This is a genomic window from Citrobacter meridianamericanus (genome assembly GCF_041320245.1).
GTDB lineage: Bacteria > Pseudomonadota > Gammaproteobacteria > Enterobacterales > Enterobacteriaceae > Citrobacter > Citrobacter meridianamericanus.
Map to the genome: position 1 here is coordinate 1,989,094 of NZ_CP101036.1, position 12,830 is coordinate 2,001,923.

The 12,830-nt window shown below is 52.8% G+C and carries 14 protein-coding genes and 1 riboswitch; of the genes, 4 read left to right on the top strand and 10 right to left on the bottom strand.

The window, feature by feature from the left end; all coding sequences use genetic code 11:
- Nucleotides 1-158: 158 nt before the first annotated feature.
- A riboswitch (TPP riboswitch) is annotated at nucleotides 159-255 on the top strand.
- A gap of 31 nt (nucleotides 256-286) precedes the next feature.
- The 3 genes from thiM to NMD08_RS09430 are packed head-to-tail and all read left to right on the top strand — an operon-like array spanning nucleotide 287 to nucleotide 2,659.
- Nucleotides 287-1,075, top strand: a complete 789-nt coding sequence (gene thiM, locus NMD08_RS09420) for a hydroxyethylthiazole kinase (RefSeq protein ID WP_151219799.1) — start codon at nucleotides 287-289, stop codon at nucleotides 1,073-1,075.
- Nucleotides 1,072-1,872, top strand: a complete 801-nt coding sequence (gene thiD, locus NMD08_RS09425; RefSeq protein ID WP_252837757.1) for a bifunctional hydroxymethylpyrimidine kinase/phosphomethylpyrimidine kinase — start codon at nucleotides 1,072-1,074, stop codon at nucleotides 1,870-1,872. Before thiM ends, thiD begins: the two co-directional genes overlap by 4 nt.
- 40 nt (nucleotides 1,873-1,912) lie before the next feature.
- Nucleotides 1,913-2,659, top strand: a complete 747-nt coding sequence (locus NMD08_RS09430) for a GntR family transcriptional regulator (RefSeq protein ID WP_151219797.1) — start codon at nucleotides 1,913-1,915, stop codon at nucleotides 2,657-2,659.
- On the opposite strand, the gene NMD08_RS09435 is transcribed toward NMD08_RS09430, so the two are convergent.
- Genes NMD08_RS09435 through NMD08_RS09445 form a run of 3 tightly spaced genes read right to left on the bottom strand, consistent with a single transcriptional unit; the run spans nucleotide 2,633 to nucleotide 5,873 of the window.
- A complete protein-coding gene (locus tag NMD08_RS09435; protein WP_151219796.1) occupies nucleotides 2,633-3,598 on the bottom strand; it encodes a PfkB family carbohydrate kinase in 966 nt (321 codons plus the stop codon). The genes NMD08_RS09430 and NMD08_RS09435 overlap by 27 nt on opposite strands.
- Nucleotides 3,595-4,599 carry an ADP-ribosylglycohydrolase family protein gene (locus NMD08_RS09440; RefSeq protein ID WP_252837756.1) on the bottom strand — a complete coding sequence of 335 codons (1,005 nt, stop codon included), beginning with the start codon at nucleotides 4,597-4,599 and terminating at the stop codon, nucleotides 3,595-3,597. Before NMD08_RS09440 ends, NMD08_RS09435 begins: the two co-directional genes overlap by 4 nt.
- Complete coding sequence (locus tag NMD08_RS09445; RefSeq protein ID WP_370608078.1) at nucleotides 4,596-5,873, bottom strand: nucleoside permease; 1,278 nt, start codon at nucleotides 5,871-5,873, stop codon at nucleotides 4,596-4,598. Before NMD08_RS09445 ends, NMD08_RS09440 begins: the two co-directional genes overlap by 4 nt.
- A gap of 252 nt (nucleotides 5,874-6,125) precedes the next feature.
- On the opposite strand from NMD08_RS09445, the gene fbaB reads away from it, so the two are divergent.
- Nucleotides 6,126-7,178: a class I fructose-bisphosphate aldolase gene (gene fbaB / locus NMD08_RS09450; protein WP_016153672.1), complete on the top strand. Its 1,053-nt coding sequence runs from the start codon at nucleotides 6,126-6,128 to the stop codon at nucleotides 7,176-7,178.
- Nucleotides 7,179-7,200: 22 nt separating this feature from the next.
- Here fbaB and yegS read toward each other — a convergent pair whose 3' ends face one another.
- From yegS to NMD08_RS09485, 7 genes are all read right to left on the bottom strand, one after another.
- Complete coding sequence (gene yegS, locus NMD08_RS09455) at nucleotides 7,201-8,100, bottom strand: lipid kinase YegS (protein ID WP_151219794.1); 900 nt, start codon at nucleotides 8,098-8,100, stop codon at nucleotides 7,201-7,203.
- Nucleotides 8,101-8,231: 131 nt separating this feature from the next.
- Nucleotides 8,232-8,963, bottom strand: coding sequence for an arginine ABC transporter substrate-binding protein ArtJ (gene artJ / locus NMD08_RS09460; RefSeq protein ID WP_151219793.1), 732 nt, complete (start codon nucleotides 8,961-8,963; stop codon nucleotides 8,232-8,234).
- Between the two features lie 180 nt (nucleotides 8,964-9,143).
- Nucleotides 9,144-9,812 carry an arginine ABC transporter permease ArtM gene (gene artM, locus NMD08_RS09465; protein ID WP_151219792.1) on the bottom strand — a complete coding sequence of 223 codons (669 nt, stop codon included), beginning with the start codon at nucleotides 9,810-9,812 and terminating at the stop codon, nucleotides 9,144-9,146.
- Entirely contained in the window at nucleotides 9,812-10,528 is a 717-nt protein-coding gene (artQ, locus tag NMD08_RS09470) for an arginine ABC transporter permease ArtQ (protein WP_016153668.1), read from the bottom strand. The genes artM and artQ overlap by 1 nt, the downstream gene beginning before the upstream one ends.
- Before the next feature lie 6 nt (nucleotides 10,529-10,534).
- Nucleotides 10,535-11,266, bottom strand: coding sequence for an arginine ABC transporter substrate-binding protein ArtI (gene artI / locus NMD08_RS09475; RefSeq protein ID WP_187253389.1), 732 nt, complete (start codon nucleotides 11,264-11,266; stop codon nucleotides 10,535-10,537).
- 16 nt (nucleotides 11,267-11,282) lie between these two features.
- Nucleotides 11,283-12,011: an arginine ABC transporter ATP-binding protein ArtP gene (artP, locus tag NMD08_RS09480; protein WP_003027295.1), complete on the bottom strand. Its 729-nt coding sequence runs from the start codon at nucleotides 12,009-12,011 to the stop codon at nucleotides 11,283-11,285.
- 225 nt (nucleotides 12,012-12,236) lie between these two features.
- Nucleotides 12,237-12,752 carry a lipoprotein gene (locus tag NMD08_RS09485; RefSeq protein ID WP_370620025.1) on the bottom strand — a complete coding sequence of 172 codons (516 nt, stop codon included), beginning with the start codon at nucleotides 12,750-12,752 and terminating at the stop codon, nucleotides 12,237-12,239.
- Between the last annotated feature and the right edge of the window lie 78 nt (nucleotides 12,753-12,830).

Sequence of the window (12,830 nt, forward strand, 5' to 3'; positions counted from 1 at the left end):
GGCTTACAGGATATCTGACAAGCACTATTTTGTGAGTACTCCAGTTATTTCGTAAAAAGTGTAAATGAAGTGCAGATATGCGGCAATGTTGGCCCGCAATTTACAACATGGCGTGCAGACAGTATCCTGTCGCTGAAACCGGTGTAACATGTTTCGGTTTCAACGACTCGGGGTGCCCTTCCTGGTGAAGGCTGAGAAATACCCGTACCACCTGATCTGGATAATGCCAGCGTAGGGAAGTCTGACACTGCTCGTGTCCCTTCTTCGCGCGGGCAGGAGCTGAACCATGCAGCCTGACCTGCACTGCCGCGCGCTTGCGGCCCACACCTTACATCAATTTAGAACGCTTTCCCCACTCACACACTGTATGACCAACGAGGTTGTGCAAAGCTTTACGGCCAATACGTTACTCGCACTTGGCGCATCACCAGCGATGGTGATCGAACCTGAAGAAGCCAGCCAGTTTGCGCCTATCGCCAGTGCGCTGCTAATTAACGTGGGTACGCTGACCGAGAGCCGCGCCATTGCCATGCGCGCGGCGGTCGAACAGGCGCTGCGGGCTAATACTCCCTGGACGCTCGATCCCGTTGCCGTAGGCGCACTGGCGTATCGTCGTCGCTTCTGTCTGGATTTACTGGCGCTACAGCCCGCCGCTATTCGCGGTAATGCCTCGGAAATCCTTGCGCTGGCGGGGATGAACGGTGGAGGGCGCGGTGTAGACACGACTGATACACCAGCGGTAGCCCTCCCGGCTGCGCAGGCGCTGGCGCGTCAGGTTGGGACCGTTGTCGTGGTTACCGGCGAAGTTGACTACGTTACCGATGGTCAGCGTACCGTCTGCGTGAACGGCGGTGACCCGTTGATGACCCGAGTGGTGGGTACCGGATGTGCGCTGTCGGCGGTTGTTGCGGCCAGTTGTGCTTTGCGTGGTGACAGACTTGATAACGTCGCTTCAGCCTGCAGCTGGATGAAACAGGCCGGACAAATAGCTACAGAACAATCAACCGGACCGGGAAGTTTTGTTCCGGCATTTATCGACGCCCTCTATAACCTGACCGCCCAGGAGCAAGCATGAAACGGATTAACGCATTAACGATCGCAGGAACCGATCCAAGCGGTGGCGCAGGTATTCAGGCCGATTTAAAAACCTTCTCGGCGCTTGGCGCATACGGCTGCTCGGTTATTACCGCGTTGGTGGCACAAAATACGCGCGGGGTGCAGTCGGTGTATCGCATTGAACCTGACTTTGTTGCTGCACAACTGGACTCGGTGTTTAGTGATGTACGTATCGACACAACCAAAATTGGTATGCTGGCGGAGACGGATATTGTTGAAGCGGTTGCCGAACGTTTGCGTCGTCATCGAGTACGAAATGTGGTGCTGGATACGGTGATGCTGGCGAAAAGCGGCGATCCGCTGTTATCTCCTTCTGCGGTAGAAACGCTGCGTACCCGTTTGCTGCCACAGGTCTCGATTATCACACCAAATTTACCCGAAGCCGCGGCACTTCTCGGGGCATCGCATGCGCAAACTGAGCAGGAGATGTTAGAGCAGGGAAGGGCGCTACGGGCGCTGGGCTGTGAGGCGGTGTTAATGAAAGGGGGACATCTCGATGATGTGCAAAGCCCGGACTGGCTCTTTACCCGTGAGGGTGAACAGCGTTTTACCGCGCCAAGGGCGATGACCAAAAATACCCATGGCACCGGCTGTACGCTCTCGGCGGCGCTGGCGGCGCTGCGCCCACGTCATGATAACTGGGCAGAAACAGTACAGGAGGCAAAGCTGTGGCTTTCAGCTGCGCTGGCGCAAGCCGACACCCTGGAAGTTGGCGAGGGAATAGGTCCGGTACATCATTTCCACGCGTGGTGGTAATCGGTATACTGGCTGCAGAAACGGCTGCAGGAAAAGATAAATGGAACAAGCGCATACCCAGCTTATCGCGCAACTGAATGAGCGCATTTCAGCGGCTGATAACACACCGCTGTATCTGAAGTTTGCCCAAACGGTGAAAAACGCTGTGCGCAGCGGGGTTCTGGAGCATGGGAATATCCTGCCGGGCGAGCGCGATCTCAGTCAGTTGACCGGCGTTTCGCGAATTACGGTGCGTAAGGCGATGCAGGCCCTGGAAGAAGAAGGCGTAGTGACGCGTGCCCGTGGTTATGGGACACAGATCAACAACATTTTCGAGTATTCGCTCAAAGAGGCGCGTGGTTTTTCCCAGCAGGTGGTGTTGCGCGGTAAAAAACCAGATACGTTGTGGGTCAACAAGCGCATTGTGCCCTGCCCGGAAGAGGTGGCCCAGCATCTGGCGGTTGCCGTAGGGAGTGACGTCTTTCTGCTCAAGCGCATTCGCTATGTAGATGAAGACGCGGTTTCTATTGAAGAGTCATGGGTTCCTGTCCATCTAATCCATGATGTCGATGCCATCGGCGTTTCACTGTATGACTATTTTCGCAGCCAGCATATCTTCCCGCAGCGCACGCGCTCACGCGTCAGCGCCCGAATGCCTGACGCAGAGTTTCAGGCACATATACAAATGGACAGCAAAGTGCCGGTACTGGTGATCAAGCAGGTAGCGCTTGACCAACAGCAACGGCCCATTGAATACAGCATCAGCTACTGTCGAAGCGATCTATACGTCTTTGTGTGCGAGGAGTAGCGCCTCGCGCGAGGGTGCGCAATCGCCGCCGCGATGCCCGACTACCCAGGACGCTACCGCGTTACCCAGCAGTACGGCTTCCGCCAGCGTCCAGCCAGATGCCAGCCCGGCCAGCATGCCGCCAGCATGGCTGTCACCTGCACCAATGGTATCAACAACCGTCGTCGCAAATGCCGGTACGCAACCGGATGTCTGCGCGCTGAAATACCACGCACCGTCTTTATCGTGACGGACCACCACCGGCGCGGCGAAACGTCGTACCCACTCTGCGCCAAAACCTTCTACATCCTGACTCAATGCAAACCGCTCGGCGGCAATCTCCGCCTCCTGACGATTGAGTGATACCAGCGGGCGGCAGGCCATAATGCGGGTCATCAAGGCCTCGGAAATGTCACCTATACGTGGTCCAAAATCGATAAATGGCATCACTTCATCCAGACCTTCCAGCCACTGCACCAGCAGTTCACCGCATCCAGAGGCTAACTGATAGCCCGAAAGATAAACCAGGCTGTGGCGAGGGATATCAAGCTGCGCCAGCCAGTCTGCATTCCATTGATTCTCAACGCCGCTAAAGGACATAAAGGTACGTTCACCATCAGGCTCCACTAGTGCCAGGCACCAGCCGTTATCGCCTTCAGCATTGTCGATTAAACTTTGCAGTCCCTCTTTTGCCATCCGGTTGCGGATAATATCGGCCCATACCCCCTGACCCAGCGGTAACGCATTACTGGCGTCGATACCTAAACGTTTGAGCGCTACGGCAATATTGAGCGCACAGCCGCCAACGTTCACCCCTTGCTGTTTGAGTTCAATGTCACATCCGCGCCAGGGAAGGGCATACGCATCGGCAATGACATCAATCACCGCCGCGCCTACCACCGTCACCGGCCGCTGTGTGCGTAACTGCGGGAGAAGTTGTTGCAGACGCGTGGTGCTCATAGCGCCTCCCGTTGCTCGCGCAGTCGCAGTAATCCGCTGGCGTAGCGCATAAAGTCCAGCTGATTTACCGCATCGAGCTCATGTTTCAGGGCCGGGTTAATCGCGTTTATGCCGTGCAGCGCGCCACAAATGGCGGTTGCCATCGCCCCGATGGTGTCAGTATCGCCCCCCAGATTCGCACACAGAATGGCGCAGCGGTTGGGATCGGTCTGCGCCAGTTCGACCATGGCGATGGCGCAAGGCACGGATTCAATGGTGCTGGTTCCGGCTCCCACCACCTGATACAGCTGCTCGCAGGCGGACTCAATGCCGTCGGCATTACGGACGATTTTCAGTGCCAGCTCAAGGCGTGCCGAGAGCGAGGCGCTAAAGGTGGTGATCCTTTTTTGCTGGGCATGCCGGGCAATGGCAGGCAGCGCGTCGACAATCTCTGACCATTTTTCGCCATCAATGGCGCGTGATACCGCCCATGCGACCACGACCGCACCGGCCACCGCCAGATCCGATTTATGCGTCGGGCTGGAGGCCAATGCTACATCATCAATAAACGCATCAAGACAGCGGGCGGGCAGCAGGCAACCCAGCGGTGAAACGCGCATTGCCGCCCCGTTGGTCACACCATTATTCTCCAGTTCGGCGACAAGTTTGCCGTCGCGAATGGCTTTGAGTGCAATTTTTGAGGTCGGGCCGAGCACGTTTTTATTAAAGGCATCAAAACGCTCTGCCCAGGCCAGAATATTGCGGCCAATAACATCGGGTACAATCTCTCCATCGCACTCAAGCAGGGCATCTGCCAGGCACAGTGCCATAGACGTATCATCAGTAAACTCTGCCTGGTTAAAGTAGCAGGCGGCATTATTTTCAGCCGGACCAGGCAAAAAACTGTCGATCCAACCGAAATGGGCTTTAACCCGGGTTCTTGGCCACAGTTCCGATGGCATGCCCATCGCATCCCCTAACGCCTGCCCATAAAGAGCTCCGAGAATACGTTCTGCTTTCATTTTACTTCCCCTTGTTTCAATGCTACATCGCGATCATCCACCGAAATGGCGGTGATTTCTCCATCTGATTCGCGAAAGAAAATCATAAACAGCACGGCAATAATGGCGATCATGATCGCGCCAAATCCCCACATGCCTGCCCAGTTAAAGGTAAGACCATTAACTGGCTCCTTGTAAGCAAACATTTTTTCCATCATTACGCCGCCCAGACGGTATCCGAGCAGGCTGCCGAATCCCTGACAGCAGAGGGTGATAAGCCCTTGCGCTGCGGTGCGCATATGTACCGGCGCTTTTTTGTCGACATAGATGTAGGCCGTGACATAGTAGAAGTCGTAACTGACGCCATGAAGCAGAATGCCGAGAAATAGCAGGGCATAAGTGAAATATTCTTCCGCGCCGCCGTAAACGAAAAATCCGTAGCGGATAGCCGCAGTAATAAGACCAAGCAGTAATACCTTTTTAATGCCAAAACGTTTGGTGAAAAACGGCAGCGCCAGCATAAAGAAGATTTCAGAGAATTGGCCCAGTGTCATCCAACCGGTGGCGTTTTTCATCCCGACTTCCGTCAGGTAACCGTTGGCGAAGATGTAATAGAACGCCAGCGGCATCGCAAACAGGAAAGAGCAAAAGAAAAAGACGAGGAAGTTCTTATCCCGCAGCAGGATCAGCGCATCCAGACCCAACATGACTTTGAAATCCATTTTGCCGGTGCTTTTCGGCGGTGTATCCGGCAAAAAGAACGCAAAGACGCCCAACAGTGCTGAGCTTCCGGCAGTAATAAGCAGAGGAATATTGGTGGGTGAGATGTCGCTATAGCCAAGCATTTGCGGTAAGAAACCGCAGGCTAAACCTGAAGCAATCCAGCCAATGGTGCCCATCACGCGGATACGCGGGAAATCACGTTCAACGTCCGGGACGTTGGCAAAAGCAATGCTGTTGGTCAGCGCAATCGTCGGCATATAGGTCAGCGAATAGGCAAGTAACAGCGGGAAAAAACCGGCGAAGGTGGTTTGTTGTGCGGCGAAGTACATCAAAACAGCGCCGACGAACATCAACACCGCAAGGACTTTTTGTGCGGAGAAAAAACGGTCAGTGACAGAGCCGACCAGGATGGGTGACAGGATCGCGGCTATCGCGGTACAGGCGTAAGACCAGCCGATCTCCCCGGCGCTAAAGCCACTTTTACTCAGCCATAGCCACAGCGGTACAAACCAGGCGCCCCAGATAAACCACTCTACAAACATCATGAACGACAGCTTAACTGTAGTTTTCATCTTTAAATCCTTCATGACAGGTAAGGTACGCATTGATAGTACCATTTGATAATACCTTTAAAATACCTTTGTGGTCTAAATTTGACCGCCTTAACATTATTTCCTCCTGAATCGAGCCAGCAGAAGTTGCTGAAAAGTGCGCTAAAGATGGAAAAAAAGGGCAGTCGGTACCAGGCTTATTGCTGCCCGCAACAAAGCGGGTCAGGACAATCCACATTCCGGTTTCAAATCGGAAATTACGGGAGCATAGCTATGACTGATATTGCGCAGTTGCTTGGCAAAGACGCCGACAACCTTTTACAGCATCGTTGTATGACCATTCCTTCTGACCAACTTTACCTGCCCGGACATGATTACGTCGATCGCGTGATGGTGGATAACAACCGTCCGCCAGCCGTGCTGCGTAATATGCAGACGCTGTATAACACGGGGCGACTGGCCGGGACAGGTTATCTGTCGATTCTACCGGTGGACCAGGGCGTGGAGCACTCCGCTGGGGCATCATTTGCGGCTAACCCGCTGTACTTTGATCCGAAGAATATTGTGGAGCTGGCTATTGAAGCAGGGTGTAACTGTGTGGCGTCGACCTATGGCGTGCTGGCTTCTGTTTCCCGTCGCTACGCGCACCGCATTCCGTTCCTCGTGAAGATTAACCACAACGAAACGCTGAGCTACCCTAATACGTTCGATCAGACGCTGTATGCCAGCGTAGAACAGGCATTCAATATGGGCGCGGTAGCGGTAGGGGCAACCATCTATTTCGGTTCAGAAGAGTCTCGTCGCCAGATTGAGGAGATTTCTGCCGCGTTCGAGCGTGCTCATGAGCTGGGGATGGTCACCGTACTGTGGGCGTACCTGCGTAACTCAGCGTTTAAGAAAGACGGCGTGGATTACCATGTTTCTGCCGATCTCACCGGGCAGGCTAACCATCTGGCGGCCACTATTGGGGCGGATATTGTTAAGCAGAAAATGGCGGAAAACAACGGCGGGTATAAAGCGGTTAACTTTGGCTACACCGACGATCGCGTCTACAGTAAGCTGACCAGCGACAACCCAATTGACCTGGTGCGTTATCAACTGGCGAACTGCTATATGGGGCGTGCCGGGTTGATTAACTCCGGCGGCGCGGCTGGCGGCGAAACCGATCTCAGTGATGCGGTACGTACGGCAGTGATTAACAAACGAGCAGGCGGCATGGGGCTGATTCTTGGACGCAAAGCATTCAAGAAAACCATGGCCGACGGCGTTAAGCTGATTAACGCCGTGCAGGATGTTTATCTGGACAGCAAAGTCACTATCGCCTGATTCCAGCCGGGATGTTGTCGTGTTAGCGCAACAGTGGACAACCCGGCGGCAGTCTGCAACGTAACGCCGCGGGCAGGATTTCAATATGAAACTCCTGTCCGCTGAGCGGTTCGCCATCGAGATTAAAGGTAATTTCGTGTGGGGCGCGGATATCAAACCATGATGATGCGCCCTCGATGATGTTAGGGTTGTCTTCGGATTGTGTTAACGCCGAAAGCAGCCCTGGCAACAGTTCTTCGCCGGTAAAAATGCGCAGTTGCAGCAGACCATCGTTGATCAGCGCCGTCGGGCAAAGCTGTTGCCCGCCACCAGCCTGACGACCATTACCGATACCAATCACCAGCGCCTTACCCTGCCAGTGAAAATCTTCTCCACGAATATCGCAGACGTCGGGTTTGAGCGTATCCATGCGCATTAATCCGTGGATAAAGTATGATACGCCACCCAACGCAGCCTTGAGTTTTTCTGGTGTCTCGGTAGTGATGCGTGTGCCGAAGCCGCCGGTCGCCATGTTGATAAAACAGGTTTTATCATTGACCTGCACCATATCGATCGCCGTCGCATTTGCGGCGATAGCCAGCTTTAATGCCTTATCAATGTCGTCGGGTATACCTACGCTGGTGGCAAAGTCATTTGCCGTTCCTAACGGTAAAATACCCAGCGCCGGTATATTGCCGCCCTGCGACTGGATTAGCGCCGTCGAGACTTCGTTTATTGTGCCGTCGCCGCCGCCGGCAATCACCGTTTCAACGCCCAACTGACGAGCTTCATCAACGTAGCGTTGGGCGTCACCTTTTTCCCAGGTAACGCGAACATGGATTTCCACGCCCTCATCACGCAACTGTGTAATAGCGTTACGCAGGGGAAGATTATCAGCACTTTTTCCATTGAGGATCAGTAAACTGGCAGGGAATGCTATCATCCTTTTGCCTCACTTTTTTTCGTTTTAACAAGTGTATGCCAGGAATGCATTTATGGCGTAAGAACTGACTGAAAGCGCAGGCGAAGAGATAAAAAAAGCCGCAGAGAGCGGCTTTTCAGATTGGACAGACGTTACTGGGGGAACCACTGATCGCTGATTTTCTGGTACGTGCCGTCCGCTTTGATGGCCGCCAGCGCGCTGTTTAGTTTTTCCAGCAGGGCTTTGTTATCCGGGCGAACCGCGATGCCAAGGCCTGTTCCGAAGTATTGTGGGTCGGTCACTTTGTCAGTGGCTACGCCTAACTGCGGATTGGTTTTCAGCCACTCGTTAACCACGGCGGTATCGCCAAATACGCCATCAATACGACCATTTTTCAGGTCGATAATCGCATTCTGATAGCTATCGTAGGCCACGGTTTTCACCTCAGGATGCTTGTCCTGCAGGTATTTCTGGTGCGTGGTGCCGTTTTCCATACCGATGCGTTTACCTTTCAGGTCGGCAAAGGTTTTATAGGTGTCTTTTTTCGCAATCACCAGCGCGGAGTTGGCATAGTAAGGCTGAGTAAATGCAACCTGCTTGCTACGCTCAGGCGTAATATCCATTCCGGAAATTACCGCATCATATTTCTTAAATTTCAGCGCGGGAATCAGGCTGTCGAAAGCGTGATTGGTGAAAGTACAGTCAGCCTGCATTTGTTTGCACAGCGCCGTTGCCAGGTCGATGTCAAAACCGACAATTTTATTGCTGGCGTCCAGCGACTCAAATGGCGGGTAAGTCGCTGATACACCGAAATTAATTTTATCAGCAGCTGAGGCGCCAGCGGCGAAAGTAGCAAGTAATGCAGCCAGTACTAACTTTTTCATGGTGGAACTCCCGTCTGTCTATCTTATGATTATTTACCGTGTCTGCGGCGTGGACTAACAATGCCACTTAATGAATTTATATGCAATAAAAATGATTAAATATTTTTATTGACGTAAAAAAAGACGGGCTGTTATGAGACTTGCCCGTCTTGTGTTTTTAGGTTTATGCAGTTATTTCGCTTAATTACGATGTTCAAACGCCAGTGCTTTACGTTCAATTAAGCGCATCATCAGCGTCAGCAAGCCGTTAACGATCAGATAAATCACGCCAGCCGCGCCGAAAACCATCACGTCATAAGTACGACCGTACAGCAGCTGGCTATAGCCCATCACTTCCATCAGTGTGATGGTGTATGCCAGTGAAGTACTTTTAAACACCAGCACCACTTCGTTGGAATACGAAGATAGGGCGCGTTTAAAGGCGTACGGTAGCAGAATCGCCAGCGTATCCTTCTTGCTCATCCCCAACGCACTGCAGGATTGCCACTGGCCTTCCGGGATTGCACGGATAGCGCCATAGAACAGCTGGGTGGTATAGGCCGCACTGTTTAACGACAGGGCAATTAAAGCGCACAGCCACGGTTCAGAGAGCAGATGCCATAGAACCGGATACTCCTGCAACGTCGGAAACTGCCCTGGCCCGTAGTAGATCAGGAATATTTGCACCAGCAGCGGTGTACCGGTAAACAACGTGATATAGGCGCGAACCAGCCAGACCACGATCGGCGTCTTAAGCGTCAGGATGACAGTGAAAATCAGCGCCAGCACCAGAGCAACTACGATGGAGGCGACCGTCAGCGTCAGACTGGTATGCAGCCCTTTCAACAATTCAGGTAAATACTCAAGCATCAGCCCGGTCTCCGCTCAAAACGTGTCGCGCGCAGGTCAATGCGTTTGAGAATGTACTGACTCACCAGCGTAATCACCAGGTAAATAGCCGCCGCCACAATGTACCAGGTAAATGGCTCCTGGGTACGCGTGGCGATACTCTTGGTTTGCAGCATCAGATCGTTGACGCTGATAAGGCTGACCAGCGCAGTATCTTTCAGCAATACCAGCCACTGGTTTCCCAGTCCCGGCAGCGCGTGACGCCACATCTGCGGCATCACCAGACGAAAGAAGATCGCAGCTTTAGACAAACCTAACGCCTGACCTGACTCCCATTGCCCGAGTGGTACGGCCTTGAGCGCGCCACGCAGCGTTTGCGACGCGTAAGCGGCATACAGCAATGACAGTGCAATGACACCGCACAGGAATGGACTGACGTCGAAGTTTTCGATCTGCATCTGCACCGGGATTTGTACAAAACCGAGATTGATCGTAAAGCCATCGGCCAGCGTCAGCAGCAGCTGTGAGGAGCCGAAATAGATAAACAGAACCACCAGAATTTCCGGCAGACCGCGCAGGATGGTGACCAGGGCAGAACCCGTCCATGCCACCGGGCGCCATTTTACTGACTCCCAGACGGCAAAAAACATGGCGAGCGCGAGGCCGATGATCAGCGCACAAACGGCAAGGCCGACGGTCATCCCGGCGGCGCTTGCTAAAGGAAAAAATTCATTCATCAAATATTACTTCTGGAACCATTTGTTGTAGATGGTCTCGTAAGTCCCATCTTTTTTCACTTTTTCCAGCGCAGCGTTAAATTTCTGCTGCAGCTCGGTATTGCCCTGGCGCACAGCGATGCCCAGACCGGTGCCGAAGTAATCTTTATCCGTGACTTTGTCGCCAACCGCGGCCAGTTTTGGATTGTCTTTCAGCCATTCAGTCACTACAGCGGTATCACCAAAGACGCCGTCAATACGCCCGTTTTGCAGATCGAGTTTGGCATTCTGGTAGCTGTCATACGGCACGGTGGTCACTTCCGGATGTTTATCCATGATGAATTTCTGGTGCGTAGTACCGTTTTGAACACCAACTTTTTTGCCTTTCAGCTGATCAATGCTGGTGTATTTACCCTGTTGGCCAACAAACAGTGCAGAGTTGTCGTAATACGGAGTGGTGAACAAAACCTGTTTTTCACGTTCAGGCGTGATGTCCATGCCGGCCATTACCGCGTCAAAACGGCGGAATTTCAGGCTCGGGATCAGGCTGTCGAAGGCCTGATTGGTGAAGGTACAGGTAGCGTCAATCTCTTTACACAGCGCATTCGCCAGATCAACGTCAAACCCTACGATCTTGTTGTTAGCATCGATCGATTCAAACGGAGGATAAGACGCTTCGGTGGCGAAACGAATGGTTTGGGCTGCGGTAGCGGAAAGGCTAAAACTTGCGATTAGCGCGGCAATCAGAACTTTTTTCATTGTATTGTCCCGAATCTTAGTGAGAAAGATAGTTTTTAAACGCTTCGGTTTGCGGGTTGGCAAAGCAGCTCGCATCCCCAAACTCGACGATATGACCGTTTTCCATGTACACCACACGGCTGGCCGTTTTACGAGCAACTTCCACTTCGTGGGTGACGATCACCTGAGTAATATTGGTTTCCGCCAGTTCACGAATGATGCTGACGATTTGGGCGGTAATTTCCGGATCAAGCGCGGCGGTAGGCTCATCAAACAGCAGCACCTGCGGTTCCATCATCAACGCACGGGCAATGGCGACACGCTGTTGCTGACCACCGGAGAGATGCAGCGGATAGCGATCGCTGTATGGCTTAAGGCGCAGACGTTCCAGCAGTTTCTCGGCACGCGCCATCGCTTGCTCTTTTGTCAGACCCAGTACGCGGCAGGGCGCTTCAATCAGGTTCTGCACCACCGTGAGATGCGGCCAAAGATTATATTGCTGAAAGACCATGCCGACGTTTTGACGCAGATCCCGAATGGCTTTATCTGACGGGGTTTTTGTGAAGTCGAAACGGTTACCTGCAATAGAGAGCGTGCCCGAGCGCGGCATCTCAAGCAGGTTGAGTACGCGCAGTAGCGAGCTTTTCCCGGCTCCACTTGGGCCAAGTAACACCAGTGTTTCACCCTGAGGGCAATCCAGCGTGATATCGAACAGCGCCTGATGTGCGCCGTAGAAGCAGTTAATGCCGTTTAATTGAATACTCATTGACACTCGATACTGGCAGTCTGATAGCTATTGAAGCCGCAGATACTACCTTTGACAGAATAGTTATGCAATATTTATGCGTTAAAAGTTAAATGCAAACCGCATTCTTATCTAAACATAGCACAAAATAGCGGGGCTACCAGCGGGCAAGAATAATTGTCGGCATTCTATGCAGAATGCCAGACAATTAATGGGGGTTATGATTTGGGCGAGTAAATGGGGCGATTAACGGTTTTCGACAGACTGGCGCAGCGTCCCGGCTGGCGCGTGTACGCTGCCGCCCAAATAGCGGACATCATCAATGACCCAGCACTGGCCCTCACGGATCATCAGCACTTCATCACGCCAGCTTTGATCGCCTTGTTTAAGCTCTACGCGTAGCGGGATGTTGCGTGCATCACTATTCGGAATAGTTGATGCGCTGGCGACGCTGGCACTGTCCGGAAGTGTGGCGCGGCTGGAGAACGGATCGCTGTTAAACAGAGCGCTATGCGCGTTATCGCGACTGGCATCGTTCAGCAGTTTAGCCAGGTTGTCACTAAGGTATGGACGAAGTGGGGTAAGATCATTGTTTCGATGCTGAATACGGTAATCATAGAATTGTTGAGCCACGCTGTCTGGCCCACCTTCTACGCATGAACCACTACGTGCGCCGTTATCTTTATAAACCGGCGTCACGGTAGTACAGGCGCTGAGAAGGAGTGCACAGGGGACCAGCAGAGAGAGTTTCGAGTAGCGCATAATGATTTCCTTATTAGCTTTCTACTATTAGTGTTCTACGTTGATAGAATATATCCTTTCAATGATAGTGGATCGGTT

Excerpts from the sequence above, each read along its gene's own strand:
- NMD08_RS09445 (WP_370608078.1), bottom strand. The coding sequence starts at position 5,873 with ATGAAAACTACAGTTAAGCTGTCGTTCATGATGTTTGTAGAGTGGTTT.
- NMD08_RS09485 (WP_370620025.1), bottom strand. The coding sequence starts at position 12,752 with ATGCGCTACTCGAAACTCTCTCTGCTGGTCCCCTGTGCACTCCTTCTC.
- NMD08_RS09440 (WP_252837756.1), bottom strand. The coding sequence starts at position 4,599 with ATGAAAGCAGAACGTATTCTCGGAGCTCTTTATGGGCAGGCGTTAGGG.
- yegS (WP_151219794.1), bottom strand. The coding sequence starts at position 8,100 with ATGATAGCATTCCCTGCCAGTTTACTGATCCTCAATGGAAAAAGTGCT.
- artI (WP_187253389.1), bottom strand. The coding sequence starts at position 11,266 with ATGAAAAAAGTTCTGATTGCCGCGCTAATCGCAAGTTTTAGCCTTTCC.
- artM (WP_151219792.1), bottom strand. The coding sequence starts at position 9,812 with ATGCTTGAGTATTTACCTGAATTGTTGAAAGGGCTGCATACCAGTCTG.
- artQ (WP_016153668.1), bottom strand. The coding sequence starts at position 10,528 with ATGAATGAATTTTTTCCTTTAGCAAGCGCCGCCGGGATGACCGTCGGC.
- thiD (WP_252837757.1), top strand. The coding sequence starts at position 1,072 with ATGAAACGGATTAACGCATTAACGATCGCAGGAACCGATCCAAGCGGT.
- artJ (WP_151219793.1), bottom strand. The coding sequence starts at position 8,963 with ATGAAAAAGTTAGTACTGGCTGCATTACTTGCTACTTTCGCCGCTGGC.
- NMD08_RS09435 (WP_151219796.1), bottom strand. The coding sequence starts at position 3,598 with ATGAGCACCACGCGTCTGCAACAACTTCTCCCGCAGTTACGCACACAG.
- artP (WP_003027295.1), bottom strand. The coding sequence starts at position 12,011 with ATGAGTATTCAATTAAACGGCATTAACTGCTTCTACGGCGCACATCAG.
- NMD08_RS09430 (WP_151219797.1), top strand. The coding sequence starts at position 1,913 with ATGGAACAAGCGCATACCCAGCTTATCGCGCAACTGAATGAGCGCATT.
- fbaB (WP_016153672.1), top strand. The coding sequence starts at position 6,126 with ATGACTGATATTGCGCAGTTGCTTGGCAAAGACGCCGACAACCTTTTA.
- thiM (WP_151219799.1), top strand. The coding sequence starts at position 287 with ATGCAGCCTGACCTGCACTGCCGCGCGCTTGCGGCCCACACCTTACAT.